At 58.3% G+C, this 19356-nt stretch carries 20 protein-coding genes and 2 pseudogenes; 13 read left to right on the forward strand and 9 right to left on the reverse strand.

All coding sequences use genetic code 11. From position 1 onward, the window contains the following. Nucleotides 1-98 precede the first annotated feature (98 nt). Nucleotides 99-311, forward strand: a pseudogene (locus AC0L17_RS32985) (transposase domain-containing protein); the annotation flags it as partial. A gap of 42 nt (nucleotides 312-353) precedes the next feature. Here the strand turns inward: AC0L17_RS32985 and virG are convergent. Beyond that, the gene (gene virG, locus AC0L17_RS32990) at nucleotides 354-1079 is read right to left on the reverse strand and encodes a two-component system response regulator VirG (RefSeq protein ID WP_473479361.1); all 726 of its coding nucleotides are present in this window, start codon (nucleotides 1077-1079) and stop codon (nucleotides 354-356) included. A gap of 858 nt (nucleotides 1080-1937) precedes the next feature. Here virG and AC0L17_RS32995 point away from each other — a divergent pair. From AC0L17_RS32995 to virB11, 12 genes are all read left to right on the forward strand, one after another. Beyond that, nucleotides 1938-2303, forward strand: coding sequence for a hypothetical protein (locus AC0L17_RS32995; protein WP_473479364.1), 366 nt, complete (start codon nucleotides 1938-1940; stop codon nucleotides 2301-2303). A gap of 74 nt (nucleotides 2304-2377) precedes the next feature. After that, nucleotides 2378-3160: a type IV secretion system lytic transglycosylase VirB1 gene (locus tag AC0L17_RS33000; protein ID WP_473479366.1), complete on the forward strand. Its 783-nt coding sequence runs from the start codon at nucleotides 2378-2380 to the stop codon at nucleotides 3158-3160. A 14-nt stretch (nucleotides 3161-3174) separates the two neighbouring features. Further along, complete coding sequence (gene virB2, locus AC0L17_RS33005) at nucleotides 3175-3540, forward strand: pilin major subunit VirB2 (RefSeq protein ID WP_473479368.1); 366 nt, start codon at nucleotides 3175-3177, stop codon at nucleotides 3538-3540. Then, complete coding sequence (locus AC0L17_RS33010; protein WP_473479370.1) at nucleotides 3540-3866, forward strand: type IV secretion system protein VirB3; 327 nt, start codon at nucleotides 3540-3542, stop codon at nucleotides 3864-3866. The genes virB2 and AC0L17_RS33010 overlap by 1 nt, the downstream gene beginning before the upstream one ends. Then, on the forward strand, nucleotides 3866-6235 hold the full coding sequence (gene virB4 / locus AC0L17_RS33015) for a type IV secretion/conjugal transfer ATPase VirB4 (protein ID WP_473479372.1): 2370 nt from the start codon (nucleotides 3866-3868) through the stop codon (nucleotides 6233-6235). Before AC0L17_RS33010 ends, virB4 begins: the two co-directional genes overlap by 1 nt. A gap of 13 nt (nucleotides 6236-6248) precedes the next feature. Then, nucleotides 6249-6929 carry a TrbJ/VirB5 family protein gene (locus AC0L17_RS33020; protein WP_473479374.1) on the forward strand — a complete coding sequence of 227 codons (681 nt, stop codon included), beginning with the start codon at nucleotides 6249-6251 and terminating at the stop codon, nucleotides 6927-6929. Between the two features lie 58 nt (nucleotides 6930-6987). Continuing rightward, on the forward strand, nucleotides 6988-7875 hold the full coding sequence (locus AC0L17_RS33025) for a type IV secretion system protein (RefSeq protein WP_473479378.1): 888 nt from the start codon (nucleotides 6988-6990) through the stop codon (nucleotides 7873-7875). Between the two features lie 27 nt (nucleotides 7876-7902). Beyond that, on the forward strand, nucleotides 7903-8061 hold the full coding sequence (locus tag AC0L17_RS33030) for a type IV secretion system lipoprotein VirB7 (protein WP_082827328.1): 159 nt from the start codon (nucleotides 7903-7905) through the stop codon (nucleotides 8059-8061). Beyond that, the gene (locus tag AC0L17_RS33035) at nucleotides 8058-8771 is read left to right on the forward strand and encodes a type IV secretion system protein VirB8 (RefSeq protein ID WP_473479381.1); all 714 of its coding nucleotides are present in this window, start codon (nucleotides 8058-8060) and stop codon (nucleotides 8769-8771) included. The genes AC0L17_RS33030 and AC0L17_RS33035 overlap by 4 nt, the downstream gene beginning before the upstream one ends. Further along, nucleotides 8768-9649, forward strand: a complete 882-nt coding sequence (locus tag AC0L17_RS33040; protein WP_473479384.1) for a TrbG/VirB9 family P-type conjugative transfer protein — start codon at nucleotides 8768-8770, stop codon at nucleotides 9647-9649. Before AC0L17_RS33035 ends, AC0L17_RS33040 begins: the two co-directional genes overlap by 4 nt. After that, nucleotides 9646-10788 (forward strand): type IV secretion system protein VirB10, encoded by a 1143-nt coding sequence (virB10, locus tag AC0L17_RS33045; protein ID WP_473479386.1) that lies wholly within the window; start codon nucleotides 9646-9648, stop codon nucleotides 10786-10788. Before AC0L17_RS33040 ends, virB10 begins: the two co-directional genes overlap by 4 nt. After that, nucleotides 10772-11812 carry a P-type DNA transfer ATPase VirB11 gene (gene virB11 / locus AC0L17_RS33050; protein ID WP_473479389.1) on the forward strand — a complete coding sequence of 347 codons (1041 nt, stop codon included), beginning with the start codon at nucleotides 10772-10774 and terminating at the stop codon, nucleotides 11810-11812. Before virB10 ends, virB11 begins: the two co-directional genes overlap by 17 nt. Nucleotides 11813-11939: 127 nt before the next feature. Here the strand turns inward: virB11 and AC0L17_RS33055 are convergent, their stop codons facing one another. From AC0L17_RS33055 to AC0L17_RS33090, 8 genes and pseudogenes are all read right to left on the reverse strand, one after another. Continuing rightward, on the reverse strand, nucleotides 11940-14459 hold the full coding sequence (locus tag AC0L17_RS33055) for a two-component system VirA-like sensor kinase (protein ID WP_473518807.1): 2520 nt from the start codon (nucleotides 14457-14459) through the stop codon (nucleotides 11940-11942). Nucleotides 14460-14632: 173 nt separating this feature from the next. After that, complete coding sequence (locus AC0L17_RS33060) at nucleotides 14633-15385, reverse strand: carbonic anhydrase (RefSeq protein ID WP_473489534.1); 753 nt, start codon at nucleotides 15383-15385, stop codon at nucleotides 14633-14635. A 140-nt stretch (nucleotides 15386-15525) separates the two neighbouring features. Then, nucleotides 15526-15705 carry a hypothetical protein gene (locus AC0L17_RS33065; RefSeq protein ID WP_156768268.1) on the reverse strand — a complete coding sequence of 60 codons (180 nt, stop codon included), beginning with the start codon at nucleotides 15703-15705 and terminating at the stop codon, nucleotides 15526-15528. 706 nt (nucleotides 15706-16411) lie between these two features. Further along, nucleotides 16412-17166: pseudogene (locus AC0L17_RS33070) on the reverse strand (hydroxymethylpyrimidine/phosphomethylpyrimidine kinase). Further along, the gene (locus AC0L17_RS33075) at nucleotides 17157-17762 is read right to left on the reverse strand and encodes a thiamine phosphate synthase (RefSeq protein WP_473518808.1); all 606 of its coding nucleotides are present in this window, start codon (nucleotides 17760-17762) and stop codon (nucleotides 17157-17159) included. Before AC0L17_RS33075 ends, AC0L17_RS33070 begins: the two are co-directional and overlap by 10 nt. After that, nucleotides 17759-18532, reverse strand: a complete 774-nt coding sequence (locus AC0L17_RS33080) for a thiazole synthase (protein ID WP_473518809.1) — start codon at nucleotides 18530-18532, stop codon at nucleotides 17759-17761. Before AC0L17_RS33080 ends, AC0L17_RS33075 begins: the two co-directional genes overlap by 4 nt. A gap of 1 nt (nucleotide 18533) precedes the next feature. Further along, nucleotides 18534-18731 (reverse strand): sulfur carrier protein ThiS, encoded by a 198-nt coding sequence (gene thiS / locus AC0L17_RS33085; RefSeq protein WP_065007829.1) that lies wholly within the window; start codon nucleotides 18729-18731, stop codon nucleotides 18534-18536. Then, nucleotides 18700-19356 (reverse strand): FAD-dependent oxidoreductase (locus AC0L17_RS33090; protein WP_473518810.1); only part of this gene is annotated, 657 nt, incomplete at its 5' end. The genes AC0L17_RS33090 and thiS, both read right to left, overlap by 32 nt.

The raw sequence follows: 19356 nt of genomic DNA on the forward strand, positions 1-19356 counted from the left end.
CACCGAGGTGGAAACGGCGACTGGCCCACATCCGCCTCGGCCAACTGCGCATAATCCGGGCCTGAGCATAATTTCGTTTATGAAAAGGTATGCATAACCGCAAGAACGCGCTCTTCGCTGGCTCGACGGCGGTGCCGAACACTGGGCAGTCATTGCGTGCTGATCGAAACCTGCAAGCTCAATGGTGTCGAGCCACTCGGCTAGTCGCCGACGTCCTCACCAGGATCGTCAACAGCCATCCGAACAGCCAGATCAATGACCTGCTGCCTTTGGCCTACATCCGGGCGCCCGAGCTAAAGGCCGTGGCCTGAGACTTGATCAGCCTCGTCAGCCAATCTCCTGAATAGCTCCTGTCACGCGGCCAAGGTACCTCCGTAGCTAACGTCTACGTCAGCGTTGAAGAAGTACCCTGCACCACGGCATGTCTTGACTAGGCGAGGATTGGCCGCATCAGCCTCCAGCTTTCGACGCAAGCGCATGATTAGGACATCGATACTTCGATCGTACACCTCTTCTCCACGCACACGGCTCGCGAGCAAAAGCCGTTCTCTGGATAGCACGTTGCGGGGGTTCTCCAGAAATGCGATCAAGAGATTGAACTCACATGCGGTAAGCTTGACCTCGCCACGCTCCGCACAGATCAGTCGCCGCTGCTTCACGCTGAGCTTCCAGGCCCCAAAGCGAAATGAGCGCTGATCTCTGGTTCGCGGACTAGAAATGCGCTCGCGTAACGCTACTCGAATGCGGGCCAAGAATTCGCGCATCCCGAAAGGCTTGGGAATGAAATCGGTTGCGCCGAGCTCCAGTGCAACCACTTTTTCCGCCTCATCAAGCCGGTCGCCGCTGATCACTATGATAGGAACATCCGATTTTGTCGCCAGATTGCGGACAATCGCAAGTCCATCCTCCCGGCCTAGGTTAAGGTCAACAACCACGAGATCGACTGGCTCATGTGAAAGAACATAGTCAAACTGCTTGCTATCGTGGACTGCGGTTACCTTCAGGGCATGCATCGTGAGATACCCGGCGATGAGGCGCCGCATTGCGGCATCATCGTCAATGACAAGAACATGTTTCAACGGCACACCTTCAATCTTGAATCCCCTTGTCTAAACCTGTTGCCGAGCAACCCTGGGGCGCCGACGCAGAACAGCTGCCCCTTGATACCACTCGCCGTTGCGTGCGGCCAATGTGAGGCCGTGCTCGTCCTGGTCTTTTCATCCCTGGCGAATTGACCGCACCCAGGCCGCCCGTGGCCACCAGACAGGTCCAAGCGCCGAGATGACCCTGCCGTGTGGTCCTTCGCTTTTTCGCTTCGAGCTCCCCCGTTGGTGCAGGCCTGCCAATACCATTCGAGTTCGACCTCATGGATGCCAAGTTTCCTGCTATGCCCTTGCATCCTCGTCATCCTGGAGTTTGCGGACCTGGATCATCTCGACATCCTCCGGCTCGTGGATCCAGCTCGGACATGGTTGAGCAGCGCGGCGTTTGGTTGATCGGAGAGGCGGTCGGCGGAAGAAGACCGTGATTCGCTGCAGCGGCCTTGTGCCAAATAGTATGTCTCCTGCCAAGCCGGCTTCGTCCAAGGTGGCCGGCGGCCTCAAATGCTGTTCGGGCGACCGGCAGGTCGCCGGTTGCGGTGAACGTCCGGGCTAACATTTCTCAGTTACTGCAACTCCCTCCATCTGGAGGGTGTCACTATGCTTGTCCATTGCGCCGTCGCACTCCGTTAATGGCGTGCGGTTTTCTGCCGATGGGACTGTGCATGATCCACCCGTTGCCGGCGGCGGCCGAACAGCTGAACCAGGCTCGCACCAGGATGGGCTGCGCCGCCACGTCTTCCCCGTTGACCCTCGCCCCCGCGGATTTGCGCCTTCGAGCCAGCTTCGCGGACGAGCTCGCGTCTCAAGCAATGATCTGAGTGTGCAGGGCCGCGCATGGCTGCTCTTAAAGCACCGGCAGCATACCGGCAAAGTTGGGCTGCTTTATCGCCTTCGTCGATTCCCCACGGTGATCCCGAGCCTGAACAAACCCGCCAAGCTTCCCATTTTGTCCTTGGCTTGGCGCTGACAGAAGATCCCATCACCATCCATGACGACGAAGTCGCGGGCCCCGGTCCAAGAGCAACGGACGGCGGGGACGAGCAATCCTGCACAGGAGTCATCATACCAAGATGCTCCGGATGTCGCTGGCTGATCGGGCCCGCGCACTCACGCATGCGCAAGATGCTCACCCATGCTGACACGAACACGGTCTTTGCTTCAGTTGAAACCGAAAAGCTGAAATTGAACATCACAGAGTAACAAACCTCCCCGATAAGCGCGTGCCGGACAGGGCCAGAACTCGTCCGGCGGCTTGGAAAGGTAGGTGATAGGGAATGTTTATTGCAGCTTGGCCCCTGGCCATCGTCCTGTTGACATCCATGTCACTCCCAGCCGAGCCCGCGCCACTTTCTCCCCGTGAGTTCCACAGCCTGTCGCGCAAATGCGCTCCATGGGTTGCGCCGTCCACCCTCGCCGCGATTGCCAAGGTTGAAAGTGGCTTTGAAACACTGGTGGCTCATGACAACACCACAGGTGAGCAGCTTCGCTGGATAGATCACCTGGAAGCCACGCGGGGCATCAAGCACCGCCTCGAAGCACAACATTCTGTCGACGTTGGATTGATGCAGATAAACAGCAACAACTTTCCCATACTCAATCTCACGCCGGAAAAGGCTTTCGAGCCCTGCGCCTCGCTTTCGGCTGCCGCCCACTTACTTGAAAGCCGGTATGCCGGCGGCGCGACTGCTTTGGCGCAGCAACTGGCGCTTCGCCGTGCCATCTCGGCCTATAACACGGGCGACGTCACGCGTGGCTTCGCCAACGGTTATGTACGCAAGGTCGAGTCGGCCGCAAAGGACATGTCAAGTCTCCTTGAGCGAACGCTGGAGCCCACCGCTCAAGATGTGCCAGACCTCGAGGCACCCGGTCGGAAAGACGTGCCGCCTCTGCTCCAACAGAGCCAACAGGCCAATAGAAAGCAGCCCAACCAAAATTCCTGGGACATCTGGGGCTCCTATCAGTCAAACCGCTCCGGGGCCGATCCCTCCGGTCCGACAGGCAGCCAGGCTGCGGAAGAGCGGGAACCCTCGAACCCGAACAAACTCGTATTCGATTGAATCATGGAGATGCAATGATGAAGCCACTCAAAATATTTCGTGCGTTTAAAACGCGTGTTCCTTTGCCTTTTTTCATGCTGCGCATGGCGGCTGAATATGTACCGGCCGCTGCTGCGGGCGTTGCGTGGACGGTCTTGTCCAGCGGGCCAGCCGCGGCCCAGGTGACCGGAGGGACGGATCCTGCCAAGATGGTCCAGAATATCTGCACCTTCATACTTGGCCCCTTCGGACAATCGCTGGCCGTGCTCGGACTCGTGGCCATCGGTATCTCCTGGATGTTCGGTCGTGCTTCACTTGGCCTGGTTGCGGGCGTCGTTGGAGGAATCGTCATCATGTTTGGCGCCAGCTTCCTGGGCAAGGCGCTCATAGGCGGCGGCTGATGAGCGACCGGTTGGAAGTGAGCACCCTCTATGTGGCGGCGACACGCCCCGCACTTTTTCTGGGGGTGCCGCTGACGCTGGCCGGAGCGCTCATGATGTTGGCGGGGCTCGTCATCATTATCCTTAAGAACCCACTTTATGAAATCGTGCTCGTGCCACTCTGGTTCGGAGCACGGCTGATCGTTGAGCGTGACTATAACGCCGCAAGCGTCGCGTTCCTCTATTTGCAGACCGCCGGCAGAAGCGTGGACGGACAGGTCTGGGGCGGCGCGAGCGTCAGCGCCAATCCGATCAGAGTGCCGAAACGCGGAAGAGGAATGGTGTAATGTTTGGCGCCAGTGGCCGGACCGAGAGATCTGGCGAGATCTACCTTCCGTATGTCGGTCATCTAAGCGATCAGGTTGTCCTTCTGGAGGACGGATCGATCATGGCCATGGCACATGTGAACGGGCTGCCGTTTGATTTGGAGGACGCTGAGATGCGCAACTCGCGCTGCCGCGCGTTCAACACTCTCTTGCGCAACATCGCCGACGACAATGTCACGCTATACGCCCATCTTGTGCGAAACAACGATGTGCCGGAGCCGGCATCGCGCCAGTTTCAAAGCGCATTCGCTGACAGTCTGAACGAGGCCTATGAGAGCCGTGTGCTGTCGGGCAAGCTGTTTCGCAACGATCACTTCCTCACTGTCGTCGTGTTCCCCCGCACCGCAATCGGCAAGATCGGCTGGCGCATTGCCAAATCCCCCAGACGCAATGACAACGATCTGGCCACACAAATTCGAAGCCTGGAGGACCTCTGGCAGATCATTGCTGGGTCGCTCGGCGGTTACGGTCTGCGCCGGTTGGGTATTCGTGAGAAAGGCAACGTGCTCTTCACGGAAATCGGTGAGGCGCTTCGGCTGATAATGACGTGCCGGTTTCTCCCGGTTCCGATGGTTACCGGCTCACTTGGCGCCTCGATCTACACTGACCAAGTCATCTGCGGGAAGCGGGCGCTTGAGATTCGACGACCCGGGGGCAGCTCCGTGGGATCATTGTTTTCGTTCCGTGAATATCCCGCGACCACGCGGCCAGGCATGCTAAATCCCTTGCTGTCCGCCAACTTTCCGCTTGTCCTCAGCCAGAGCTTTTCCTTCCTCACTCGGCCACAAGCTCATGCGAAGCTTAGCCTTAAGTCCAGCCAGATGACGAGCGCCGGCGACAAGGCTCTCACCCAGATCAATGAACTTGCCGAGGCAGAGGACGCACTGGCAAGCAACGAGTTCGTCATGGGTTCGCATCATCTGAGCCTGTGCGTCCATGCCGACAGCCTCAACAGCCTTGCAGATCGTGCAGCAAATGCGCGCGCAAGGCTGGCCGACGCGGGCGCCGTTATCGTCCAAGAGGGTATCGGCATGGAGGCCGCGTACTGGTCCCAACTTCCGGGGAACAACAGGTGGCGCACACGCCCGGGGGCGATCACCTCGCACAATTTTGCCGGGCTTGTGTCATTTGAAAACTTCCCAAGCGGTTCCACTTCCGGCCACTGGGGCAAAGCGGTTGCGCGCTTTCGCACGAACGGTGGAACTTCTTTCGACTACATCCCCCATGAGGATGACGTCGGCATGACGGCGATATTCGGGCCCGTCGGCAAAGGCAAGACGACGCTGATGACCTTTATCCTCGCGATGCTTGAGCAAAGCCTGGTCGATCGCGATGGTGCCATCGTATTTTTCGATAAGGACCGGGGTGGTGAACTGCTGGTGCGAGCCACGGGGGGGACATATCTAGCCTTGCGCAGAGGCGCTCCGAGCGGCTTGGCCCCCTTGCGTGGACTGGACAACACCTCCGCCTCGTTGGACTTTCTGCGCGAATGGTTGATGGCCCTAATCGAGAGTGACGGCCGTGGTCCGATCTCGCCGGAGGAAAGCCGTCGACTAGAACGTGGCATTGTTCGTCAACTTTCGTTCGAACCCGTCATGCGCTCAATTGCGGGCCTACGCGAATTTCTGCTGCACAGCCCCTCCGAGGGCGCAGGAGCACGGCTGCAGCGGTGGTGTAGAGGGAATGCGCTTGGATGGGCCTTTGACGGCGATGTCGACGAAGTAAGACTGGATGCCTCCATTACAGGCTTCGACATGACGCAGCTCCTGGAATTTGAGGAGGTCTGCGCGCCGGCTGCCGCATATCTTCTGCACCGCGTGGGCGCTGTTGTCGATGGCCGTCGGTTTGTCATGAGCTGCGACGAATTTCGCTTCTATCTGCTCAACCCCCAGTTCTCGGCTGTGATCGACAAGTTCTTGCTCACCGTCCGCAAAAACAACGGGATGTTGATACTCGCAACGCAGCAGCCTGAACACGTGCTTCAATCGCCCCTCGGAGCTAGTCTCGTTGCACAATGCATGACGAAGATTTTCTACCCATCACCGACGGCGGATCGGGCTGCGTATGTCGATGGCTTGAAGTGCACCACGCAGGAGTTCGAGGCAATCCGCCAGGGAATGGCAATTGGCAGCCGCAAGTTTTTGCTCAAGCGCGACAGCGGGAGTGTTGTTTGCGAATTCGACCTTGGGCAGATGCGCGAGTATGTAGCCGTACTCTCGGGGCGGGCCAACACCGTGCGCTTTGCCGACCAGCTTCGTGACCAGTACGGAGATGCCCCAAGTGGGTGGCTCGACAAGTTCATGGCTCGTTACCACGAAATTCAAGACTGACGGAGGAATATTCATGAGATTTGCCAAGCTTGCAGCAACAACGCTTGCTGCTTCCTTTCTGCTTAGCACACAGGCCCGGTCGCAATTTGTCGTCAGCGACCCGTTAACAGAAACACAAGTGACCTTAACAGCGGTTTCCAATGCGGCGATCCTTGAGAGGTCAATCGCGACGCTCGCTACCACGATCGAAATGGTGGATATGCTAAAGTCGTCATTCGGTGTCACAGGACTGTTGGGCGCACTGAACCAAGGAAATCACTACCCGTCGAGCAATAAGCTGGAGGGGCAGATGTTTGATGCTCGGGCGCCAGTTTCGACCATGGCGCGTAACATTGCGCAGGACCCAACTCGGATAGTCACCGGCACCGATGCAGAAGGGAAACTGTTAGAGGGGCAAATCGCTGGTGCCGCCAATGCCGCAGGTCTTGCAGCCGACACTCTGGACGTAATGGACAAGCGCCTTAGGGCTAACGACAACACGCTTGGTCAGCTTTCCAGCTCGAGAAATATTGTGCAGGCCACCGTGACCAACGGTCTGGTCCTCAAGCAGATTCACGATGCGATCATCCAAAATGTCCAGGCCACCAGTCTGCTGACGATGGCCACTGCACAAGGGAGCCTTCACGCAGTGGAGGAGGCCGCCACGCAGCGTCGGGAACGCCAGGACACCGCCAAGATGTTCAGCCTGCCGTGAACCACACAGAGTTCATCCGGCTCAACTCCGCTGATCAGGGACAAATCAGGCTCATGCCATGAATTTCAGCATTCCCGCGCCATTCACGGCCATACACACGGTCTTTCATGTGGCCTTCACGTCAGGGCTGCACAACGTGCTTGAAAAAATCCAAGAGGCGATCAGCGCGCCTCTGGTTGCTTGTGTGACGCTTTGGATAATAATCCAAGGCTGTCTGGTCATGCGTGGTCAAGTCGATGCGCGTGGAGGTATCTCTCGCGTAATCATGGTGTCGATTGTCGTCGGCCTTATCTTAGGGCAGGCCAACTACCAGAAATACATTGAAACGGTGTTCGACGACACGATTCCAAGGCTTGCTCACCAGATGAGTAGCAGCGACTTACCCTTCGTCGATATTCCCCGGAAGCTCGACTGGATGTTTGCTTCAACTCAGTATGCCTTTCAGATGATTGCATCCGAAATCGGGCCTATGAACGGCCAGGACACACTTGCTTTCGAGGGAGCGCAATGGATTTTCTACGGCTCGCTGTGGACAGCGTTCGAAATCTATGATGCCGTTGGAATTTTGACGAAGGTGCTCTTGGCGATCGGCCCCCTGGTTCTTGTCGGCTACCTTTTTGATCACACTCGAGACATGGCTACCAGATGGATCGGCCAACTTGTCTCGTACGGGCTGCTGCTTCTCCTTCTCAACATCGTTGCGACGATAGTTATCGCGGCCGAAGCAGTCGCGCTGACAGCCATGCTTGTTATGATCAAATTCTCGAGCACGACAGCAGCCAAGATCATCGGGCTTTACGAGATCGACATGCTTTTCCTGGCTGGCGACGCTCTGATCGTCGCACTTCCGACGATCGCCAGCAGCATCGCCGGCGGCTCTTGGTCAGGGGCGAACCGAGCTCCAAACAACCTCAATCGCTACTTTGCCAAAACGGCACGTGGTTAATCAATCAACAAGCGCGGTATCAAAAACATGAAACGCTATCTACTGTTGTCAATCCTCGCTTTGGCGGCCTGCAAGACAACCGATCGGCTTGCGACCTGCACGGGTACGCCATTCCAACTGAACGCGGGACAATGGGAAACCACACCTGAGGATCTTCAGGTTGAGTGTACGGAAGAGCCCAAGTGAAATTTCCTGAACATGCCCTTCTGGTGGAGAGAGAAACGCTAGCTGCTCACTACAAGAAGGTGGAAGCGTTTCAAACTTCACGAGCGAAGTCTGCGCGGCGCCTGTCAAAGGCCCTTATAGCCTTTGCGGCAGCGGCGGTCCTCGGAAATGTTGCCCAGGCATTTACCATCGCTGCCATGGTCCCGTTGGCCAAGCTCGTACCTGTGTTCCTCTGGGTGCGGCCGGACGGGACCGTTGACAGCGAAGTGTCAATCTCTCGACTGCCCGCAACTCAAGACCGAGCCGTCATAAATGCTTCGCTGTGGGAATATGTACGCCTGCGCGAGGGCTACACAGCAGATACAGCCCAATACGCCTATGACCTCGTGTCCAGTTTCAGCGCACCGGCTGTGCAACAGCAATATCAAGATTTCTTCAACTATCCAAATCCCACCTCGCCGCAAGTCACGGTCGGCAAGCGCGGCAAGCTCGAGGTCGGGCATATTTCCTCAAACGACCTCAGTCCCGACGTTCAACAGATCCGATACAAACGTATGCTTGTTGTCGATGGGCAGATGCCGATAGTGACCACATGGACAGCTACCATCCGTTACGAGCGCCTGACGGGTCTGCCTGGCCAATCGAGGCTCACCAATCCGGGAGGTCTACTCGTCACCTCCTATCAAGCCTCGGAAGATACCGTATCGAACCTGGGCTATGCGCAGCCATGACAAAAAGAGCATTTTTCGCGCTGGCCTGTTCACTCCTCTTCGCGACGGAAGCGTGCGCGGAAGACACGCCACTTGCCGGCAAGCATGATGCGCGGATGCGCTACCTGGCTTACCGTCCCGACGAAGTGGTGCGCCTATCGACCGCAGTGGGGGCAACGCTGGTTGTCACATTCGCGGCCAACGAGACCGTCGCAGCCGTGGCCGTTTCCAATAGCAAAGACCTGGCTGCGCTCCCGCGCGCCAACTATCTCTTTTTTAAGGCTAGCCGGATGCTGTCGCCGCAGCCGGTCATCGTGCTGGCCGAGAGCGAGTCCGGTACACGCAGATACGTCTTCAGTATTTCAACCAAACCGATGCCAAAACTTGATGAGCAGCAACCAGACCTATACTACAGTGTGCAGTTCACCTATCCTGCTGATGAGGCTGCTGCTCAGAGAAAGGAAGCAGAAAGGCGCTCGATTCTTGGCCAGGCCCGGGCGAAAGTGCTGCAAGACCAGAGAGTTCAGGATTTGTTGAATCGGCCCGCCGCAACTGCCAGTCCGGACGAAAGCAATTTTCACTACGTCGCAAAGGGCGATCGATCGCTGGCGCCGCTGGAAGTTTTCGATAATGGCTTTACGACCGTATTTGGCTTCGCAAGCAATTCCCGCATACCCTCCCTCTACGTTATCAATCCCGACGGGAAAGAAGCCGCTGCCAATTACACGGTCAAAGGGGACTATGTTGAAGTATCCGCAGTCGCCCGGGAATGGCGTCTGAGAGATGGCAATACGGTCTTGTCCATTTTCAACAGGGCTTATGATCCTGTGGGACGAGCGCCAGTGACCGGTACAGTGACACCCGACGTGTGGCGCGTTTTGAAAGGCTCGGGCCGATGAATGAAACCGGCCCACAGTCGGGACATGATGTCCATGCATCCGGATCGATGGTCTCGGAGCCGGCCCGCCGGCATGTTTCGGGATTGCAGAAGTTGGCCGTCGCTGCTCTTGTTCTCGTCTCATCTCTATCGCTCATCTGGCTCGGAGGTCGTCCCGGCACACAAGACGATCCGTCTCAGCCAAAACCGCCAATTGTCGCCAACGCCGAGCCATTCCGCCCTGTGCCAATTGAGATTGCTCCCGAACCTCCAGCACCCGTACAGGCGGCCCAGGCAGGAGATCCTGCGCCATCCGCGCCGCCCCCACCGGCGCCAGCTGATCCGCCGCCCGAGGAAACGCCAATTTTCGCCTACAGTAGCAGCAGTCAAATGCCCAATGACGGTCAGCGGAGCGAAGACAACCATAAGGATGCTCCCGCGACCGCGGATGAGATTTCAAACGGTGGCGATCTGTCAGGCCGATTGAAGCCAGATATACAGGAGCCGAGCCGGGCCACACTTATGCCGCACCCTGATCTCGTGATTACTCAAGGAACGATCATTCCGTGCATTTTGCAAACGGCAGTCGACACAAATTTACCCGGCTATGTGAAGTGCGTCTTACCTAAAGCCGTCCGCGGCGCCACCAACAATGTCGTGCTCTTGGATCGCGGGACGACCGTGATTGGCGAGATCCAGCGCGGTCTCCAGCAGGGGGATGCGCGTGTCTTCGTGCTATGGACGCGCATCGAAACACCTGACCATGCCCTCGTTTCGATAGCATCGCCGGGCGCTGACGAGCTCGGCCGCTCCGGAATGCCTGGCACGGTGGACAATCACTTCTGGCAACGCTTTGGCGGAGCGATGCTCATGAGCGTCATCCAAGGCGCGTTTCAGGCGGCCGGTCAATACGCGGCCAGCTCTGGCGGAGGAAGCGGCATCAACAGCTTCCAGAGCAATGGCGGACAAGCCGTCGAGACGACACTGAGAGCGACGATCAACGTTCCGCCAACTCTGAAGAAAAACCAGGGAGATGCTGTATCCATCTTTGTGGCTCGGGACCTCGATTTCTCAGATGTATACGATCTTAGAGCGACCGCCGTGGCGCCAGCCCCCCAACATCGCGAACGCCGGAGAGACAACAATGCGATCGGAGGCTGATCCTCAATTGCGTTTGCTTCTCGACCCCGTTCTGAAATGGCTTGAGGAGCCAAGGACCGAAGAGGTCGCTATCAACCGGCCTGGGGAAGCCTTTGTCCGACAGGCCGGCGTTTTCACGAAACATCCGCTGCCGCTATCTTATGACGATCTGGAGGACATCGCGATCCTCGCTGGAGCGCTGCGCAAGCAAGATGTCGGACCGCAAAGCCCCCTCTGTGCGACTGAGCTGCCGAACGGAGAGCGGCTGCAGATCTGTTTGCCGCCAGCTGTTCCCTCAGGAACAATAAGCCTGACGATACGGCGTCCCTCAAGTCGTGTGACCGAACTCAAGGAAGTTTCTTCTCGCTACGAATACTCGCGTTGGAATCAATGGCGGTCACGAAAGGAGCGCCAAGAGCGGCAGGACGAAACGATTCTTCAGCACTACGACCATGGTGACTTGGAGCAATTTTTGCAAGCGTGCGTTTGCGGGCGGCTCACGATGCTGCTTTGCGGACCTACTGGAAGCGGCAAAACGACAATGAGCAAGACTTTGATCAACGCTATACCCCCGCAAGAGAGACTGATAAGTATCGAGGACACGCTCGAACTTGCAATCCCGCACGAGAACCATGTCCGGTTACTCTATCCGAAGGACCGAGCAGGCGTAGGTGCGGTGACAGCCGAGCAACTGTTGCAAGCCAGCTTGCGCATGCGCCCTGATCGAATATTGCTTGGCGAGATGCGCGATGATGCTGCTTGGGCCTACCTTAGCGAAGTCGTCTCCGGCCATGCGGGATCAATATCAACGATTCATGGGGCTGATCCGGTCCAAGGCTTTAAAAAGCTCTTTTCACTCGTCAAGAGCAGCCCGCAAGGAGCCGCTGTGGAAGACCGCACGCTTCTTGACATGCTGTCGGCTGCCATTGACGTCATTGTACCGTTCCGTACCCAAGGCGAAGTGTATGAGGTGGGAGAGGTATGGCTCGCCGCCGATGCCCGGCGACGGGGAGAGACAGTAGCCGACCTTCTTAACAAGCACTAAGGCTAGCTAGAACAGCGTCTCGGGATCGATAAGTCGATTGTGATGTGACGCGTCATTTTGTTCTGCTTCGATGTCTTTTTGACGGGCCTTCTCAGATTGCTTGGGTAGCCTGAGCGAGTCGGCGGCATCATGCCATCATCATTGTACGAATTGCATGCTCCATTGCCCTGGACGAGACCGGCTTCGCTAGCCAAAGGACGAAGGCCTGATTATCAGATGTGACCGGCATGGGGTCGATTTCACCGACAACTATGACAGGCACCGTCATGAGGGTGGGGCATACGGATTCGGCCTGTCCTCGCTCGAGGAAAGGCGTTTTACCCAAAATTAGCAGGTCAGCTGCCTTCCCGCTCTCGATCCAGCCGCAAAGACTTTCGAAGGTCGCGAAGCCGACCGGCTTATAACCCAGCGCGGCGACCTCGTCCTTGTAGATCTCCAACTCTGCTGGATCGGGCTCGACGACTGCAATGATTTCTCCGTTGCCGAATGATCCGTCGTATGGACCGAAAGCGATGCCAGCGCTGACTGGCTCCTCCTCGGAGGCCGGTAAGTAGATATCAAAGCGCGTACCTCGGCCAACAGCCGAGGTGACGTCAAGGCATCCTGCGAGCGCGCTCACATGGCTGTCCACTGCAGCAAGACCCAGTCCGGTCCCGCCGACGCGAGAGCGCGTGGTAAAAAAGGGCTCAAAGATATGCGGAAGTACCGAACTTGCGATCCCTGGGCCATCGTCGCTGATGGAGAGGAGAACGTAATCTCCCGGTCTCAAGGTGCCCTGAGCGAGCGGCTTCGTTTGACGGACGTGGGCGCGAGAAACGCTAACCTCGACACGGCCCTCATTCAAGAGAGCCTCCGACGCGTTCTTGCACAGATTCATAAGAATCTGCTGTAGCTCGGTTGGGCTGCCCTCGATTACCGTTTGCCACTCGTTGATCTTGAAGTTCAACTGAACATCGGCACGAACTGTGACCCGCAGCAATGGCGCAAGATCCATAAGAATTTCAGAGACATTGAGAGGCACTGCCACGCGCTGTCGGTTTCGGCTGAGTGACAAAATCTGGTCAACGATCAGCTTTGCTCGGTGTCCAGCTAAGATGATTTGATCGATGTGGTTCCGAATTCTTGAGGGACGACGCACAAGACTTTTGGCAATCTCTGAGTATCCAATTATTGCTCCTAAAATATTGTTGAATTCATGTGTGACGCCGCTTGCGATTGTGCCGACAGTCCTCAGCCTTTCCACATGCTCCCATCGACTCACCAGAAGGTCGCGTTCCGCATTTATACGTTGCATTTCAAGATGGTTGCTTAAACGCACAATAGCACTGGCAAGAACCCGGAGGTCGTCTGCTGAGGGGAGTGAACGATCTCCTTCAAAAACAAGGATGCAAACCACAGCTTGCTGATCGGAGACCCGGCATCCAACAATTTGACACACACCGGAAGTGCCTATGGCGGTCCGAACCATTTCCGCCGCCGGAATGACGCGAAACACTGGCCGTCCGGGGCGGACAAGTGAAACGACTTGATCAATAAGCGCGACGTTCCAGACGGGTATGCACGTGTTGGCCACAAAGCACTCGGTATGCCTGCTGAGACTCGGATCCACCAGAGCAAGCGCGCATTGATCCGCATCGAAAACGCGTTGAACGAGTCTAAGCGCTGCTTCGGTGGAAAAGCACGCCGAGGCGTTGTTTGCTTTACTATCGTTGAAGCGAGCTACGATCTCACTCATTGCCGCTTCAAGCTCCAACCGCCTTTCCAGCCGTTTCGTCCGCAGATGCTGCCTGGAGGGCCGAATGATCGCAAACAAGCAGAGGCATATGGACACCAAGCCAAAGAAAAGTCGCGTACGCTGCGCTTGTGCGCTGGCCAAGCTGTAGCCTTTCAGATGCTCTCGCTCCAGTTCGACGGCCATGGAGAACGTGTCGAGGGATGCGATCTGATTGGCAGCTTGGTCCAACCTCCATAAAGAAGACAGGAAATTGCCCATAGCATCCGCGGCAGCTCGGGCCTGGCTCGGAGCAAGTCGGTCGAGAGGCTGATCCATCTGTGATGCGAGGGTGAGCCCCGGTTCAGCCGAAAACACGATCAGCTTCGAAAGTTCAACCCTGCCCGACGGTGCCCCCCCGAGGCGACCAATCGAGCGAGCAAGATCTGCGAGAGAGCTTTGCATAAGCTGATTTTGCTTGACCAAGGCTGAGATGGCAGCCTCTTTGTTTTCGATCGAGTTTATGAGCTGCGCGAGCAATTTGGATTGCCCGGAGCTCTCATCGGGCGAAATGTCGAGAGAGCGTTGCAAGTTTTCACGATCCCTTTGCAATGCCTGTCCGGTAGAAGCAACCGAACGGTAGTCCAATGCCATATCGGTCCGAGCGCGGGCGACGTCGCGCCGGAGCAATGCATCGTGGATCTGAATCGTTCGCAGCTGGCTTAGGACCGCGTCGTTGATCTGGGGCCCCTGCGTCCCGACCAAGAGCGCAATCGAGGCAGCTAGGGCGATTACATTTGCTTTGTCGAAACTGAGCCATGTTTCCCAAGGAAACGGCGTTTGATCCGCGGTGCACGCCTTGCGAAGGTCCAATCTGAATTCTAGCTCCCTATCCCTTCGGTGTGCTGCCGGATGCTGTTGGAACAGGAAAGCCACGTGTACCTCTCCCTCATAAGACGGTTTAAGACCGTCGCCCAATTGGTCTTGATCCGCGTCCAGGACTAGGATGAGCTCCCAAAGGGCCTCCGCGACGCGGAGCGCATCCTCACGATATTGGGGATCAGCCGTCGATATAGCGCACCAGTCTGGCCTCGCCCGTGACGGGGACCTCAGCCGAGGCCTAGGATGAAGCGCCGATTGTGTGAACGGATAGGCCGCGCGTTCAGGGGGTAGAGTGAGGTAAATCGCTCCATGTCTGCCGGGTCGACCTCAACCGGTTCCGTCGCCAGCATCCACTCGACGTTTTCGGTGCATGGCGGAGTCGTCAAGGATCCCGCATACGTCCAATAGCTAAGTGAGGCCGGTAGAAGCCCGTTGGGCTCGACCTCGTCGACCGCTGTTTCCTCACCTGAGATTGCGGGAAATGCTGCGGCAAGGCTGGCGAAGCTGGCATTTGTCGCGCCTGGCGCCAGAAACACGCCCAGCACACCCAGAGTGTCGCTGTCGGTGTCCTTATGGACGAAATGCGCTTCCATCGGAAAATTCTTGCCTGCCACGTAGTGTTCGCTCGGCGCATGGAAATGGAACTGTACCAGTTCGTAGACACGATCCCCGCGGGTGAGGGTGCTGCCTTGCGGCAGGTTGACTTGGATGGTGTGGCCGTTGTTCACCATCCTGCCGCCGGCCTTGTGCCAACCTATGGCGATGTGCGGAATATCCGCTTTGACCGCGCCCTTGATATCGATCGGCGATTGCTGCGTGCCCGCCGAGCAGACGAAATTTCCCTTGTCCAGCTCGCCCCAGTGTTCGGGCCCGGCCGGGCCGGCATATCCCCAATGGGTGCCCGCCGCCCCCACGGCATCAGCGCAAATGGAACACGCGCCGAGTGCAACGAACCCTTTGATCAGATTACGACGATGCATATTGCTTTCGCTCCTGGACGTGAACTGAGTTTATCATTTGCGGTTGGCATGGCGGGAACTGCGGTCGCAACTGTGATGTGGCAACATCATCGCAACTACGCCGAACAACTCGGCATACGACCAGAGCATCGCGCAGGGCTTCACGTCGGCGCATAGACGACATCCTCGTCGGGGCCGCCGCTGAGCTTGTCATTGTCCTCACCGACGGTATGCGGTTTGTAGCGGCCATTCTCACCGGGTAGATGGTCCGAGCTATCTGCGCCGAATACGTGGTCGTTGCCTCCACGACCACCGATTGCCCTGGGTATCCCAGATCGCATCCTCGGCCTCGTGACGCCTTCATATTCATCATCCGTCGACTAGAGAAATCGATTGCTTCAATTAAGAACATTCACGTTTTGGATGCATTCACGCGCAATCCGCGGTGTACTGCTGAGGATGCCTCACTTCGGCGCGCTTGCTATTGAAGCGTTCGCCTCCTCAAGCAGCTCAGGGCCGCCCCGTGTCGAAGCTGTTGCCGCCAAGTCTCGATGCGGCAATCGTGACCGCATCAAGCGAGCACCCCGCCATCCTCGCCTCGGAGCATCTGGTCGACGCGGCAGCGTTTTGGGTGAATCGCCCGAAGGTGCGCTGCTGCCACAGCTTTCCACTTCAGCTGGCGTCTCGAGCGCCTGTCGCAACACCTCGCCTATCGCCAGCCAGCAGGACGGCACGACTAACTCAGCCAGCATCGGCGCGACATTGATCATACCGATCTATTCGGGTGGCCGCACTTCGGCGCTTGTACGACGGAACAAGGAATCGCTCAATCAGGCCCGGACCGATACCGGCGGTAAGGACAATAACAACCTCAGCGGCGCCCCGACGAGGAGTCGGCCGCGCTCTGGTCCGTCAGCAAGTGACTGCAGCATGGACCACGTACACCGCAGCCCGACTTGCCTTGAATGGCGTCGTCGAGCAGCGATGTCGGCCAGCGCACCACGCTCGACGTTCTCAACGCCCAGGCCGTAGTCATCACCGGCAAGATCAATCGTGCCGAAGCCTCTCGAAAACAAACAGCTTGCCTTCGCGCACGCTGTCTTCGAGCGGCTTCGCCTTCGCCAGATGCGCCGCAATCGCGCTGGCCAGCACGCAACCTGTTCCGCGCATAGGTGCGGCAAGGCGCGGTGCATCGAAGGGGATGGGTTCATGACCGGAGCGTAACAGAATATCGGTCGATCGGGGTCCCGACGCATGCCCACCCTTAATCAGCAGGGCTTGAGCACCGGCGGCCAGCAGTCTTTGTCCTTGTTGGAGCGCTCCGTCCTCATCCACTGCCAGTTCGGAGCCAATAAGGAGCGCCAGTTCAGGGAGGTTGGGCGTGACAATGCAGCAAAGTGGCATCAGATCGCGCTTCATGGCATCGATAGAGGCCTGCTTCCAGAAGCGCGCGGCCTGAAGTGGAGGCCAGCACAGGGTCGAGTACTGCCGGCACTTGCCAATTTTCGCGGCAGCACCGCCGCAACGGTAAGGATGGTCTCGGCTGTTCCGAGCATGCCGATCTTGATTGCCGCCACTTCCTTGGCCTGCAGCGCGGCGTTGATCTGATCGGCCACCAGGCTTGGTGGCGAACGATTGATTTCCATGACGGCGTCGTGCGTTTGCACCGTCAGCGCGGTGACAGCAAGACAGGTGCGCACGCCAATGGCAGAGATCGTCTCGATGTCTCGTGCTATTCCAGCACCCCCGCTGGAATCCGATCCGCCGACGACAACCACATGGGGTTCGCGCCTCAGCGCCATGGCTTTGTCTTTTCGATCCACTCGCGTGTTCGCGCTTCCGGATCGGGATTCAATGTAATGTCGGTCGCCACGGCGGCGCTGTCCGCACCGGCACCGAATACATCCTCGAGCCGGTTGGGATTGAGGCCGCCGATCGCGACCAGGGGTGTCGGCGCGATCCGGCGCTTCCATTCACCGAGCCGCTCTGGCCCTTGCGGCGTCCACTTCATCGTCTTCAAGATGGTGGGATAGATCGGACCGAGCGCAATATAGTCGGGCTCCGCAAACATGGCCGTTTCCAGCTCGACATGATCATGCGTGCTCAATCCGAGCCTGACGCCGGCTGCCCGTATCCTCGAGAGGTTGGCGGTTTGCAGATCCTCCTGGCCGAGATGCACGAAATCGCAGCCTTCCTCGATTGCCAGGCGCCAATGATCGTTGACGACGAGCTGGCATTTGTGTTGGGCACACAAGGCATTCGACTTGCGGATCTCGGCGCGCAACCTGGTCTCATTCATGCTTTTGATGCGAAGCTGAACCTGCTTGACGCCGATCGGCGCCAACCGTTCTATCCAGGCAGCGCTGTCGACGATCAGGTAGAAGGGATCGAGCTTCATGAAGAAACTGCCCTGCCGATGGTCGGCGTCGATGGTTCGGCAACCTCGCGCGGTTCGAGGATTCCCGAGCAGAAAGCTTCACGGCCGGCTTCGACCGCCTTGCCGAATGCTCGTGCCATGCCGACGGGGTCGGCCGCCTTGGCGACAGCGGTGTTCAGGAGCACGGCGTCAAAGCCGAGTTCCATGACGGTCGCCGCATGCGACGGCCGCCCGAGGCCAGCGTCCACAATCAGCGGGACGCCGAGGAAATGTCCGCGCATCGAGCGCAGCGCAGTTATGTTGATCGGTCCGAGGGCGGAACCGATCGGTGCGCACCACGGCATCAAGACGTTGCAGCCCGCCTCCAGCAGCCGCTCGGCGACAACAAGGTCGTCGGTGGTATAGGGGAATACCGAAAATCCATCCTCGCACAGCATGCGGGCGGCTTCGACCAGGCCGAACACATCCGGTTGCAGCGTGTCGTGGTTGCCGATCACTTCGAGCTTGATCCAGCTCGTGCCAAACACTTCGCGCGCCATCTTCGCGGTGGTGACCGCTTCCTTGACGGAGTGGCAGCCCGCAGTGTTGGGCAGGATTCTCATGCCGAGCGAGCGGATCAGCGACCAGAATTTTTCGCCAGCCCTGCCGCCTGCCATCTCGCGGCGCAAGGAAACGGTTACCACCGCCGTGCCCGACGCCTGGACCGCATCGGCAAGGATGGCCGGCGAAGGGTATTGAGCCGTGCCGAGAAGCAGGCGGGAAGGAAGCGTCGTCCCGAGAACTTCGAACATGCTAGCCTCCCTGCATCGGCGAGAGGATTTCGATGCGGTCGCCGTCGCTCAACCGGAATTCCGCCCGGCTGGCTTTGTGCACGAGGTCGCTGTTGACGGCGGTCGCCAGCCAATCGCCTTCATAGTCGAGCGCGGCAAGCAGTTCGGCCAGGGTTGAGGCGTCAGTCTCAAGCGCTTGGCCGTTGACGATCAGTTTCATTGGCAGGCTCCAAGGATCTGTCGTGACTGAAGACGAGTTCGGCCGCCTGGCGCGCCATGGCGGGCGCGAGAAGAAAGCCATGGCGATAAAGCCCGTTGATCGCGACGGTGTCACCGCTCATTTCGACGCGCGGCAGGTTGTCGGGAAAGGCCGGACGAACGCCGAGACCGGTTTCAACGATCTCGGCCTCGCCAAAGGCCGGATGGAGGGTATAGGTCGCGCCCAAAAGCTCCATCATGGAACGCGCCGTGACCCGTCCAGCGGACTGGCTCTCGATCATCGTCGCGCCGGCCATGAAATGGTGGTCAGTGCGCGGCACTACGTAGAGCGGAAAGCGCGGATGAAGCAGCCGGACCGGGCGCAAGAGCGAGACATCGGGCGTGCGCAGGATCAGCATCTCGCCGCGAACGCCGCGCAGTCGGTCGTCTTCCGCCGCGATGCCCGTGCAGTCGATCCGGCGATCGAAACCGCAAACATGCCGGGCCTTGGCGTCGAAGTGAAATTCGACTCCCATGGCTGCGAGTTTGTCGTGAAGCGCAGCCATTGCACGGCGTGGGTCGAGATGGGCTTCGCCCGGGAAGAACAGCCCGCGACGGAAGCGGCCGGCGAGATCGGGTTCCAGGAG

The organism is Mesorhizobium sp. WSM4829 (assembly GCF_055811475.1).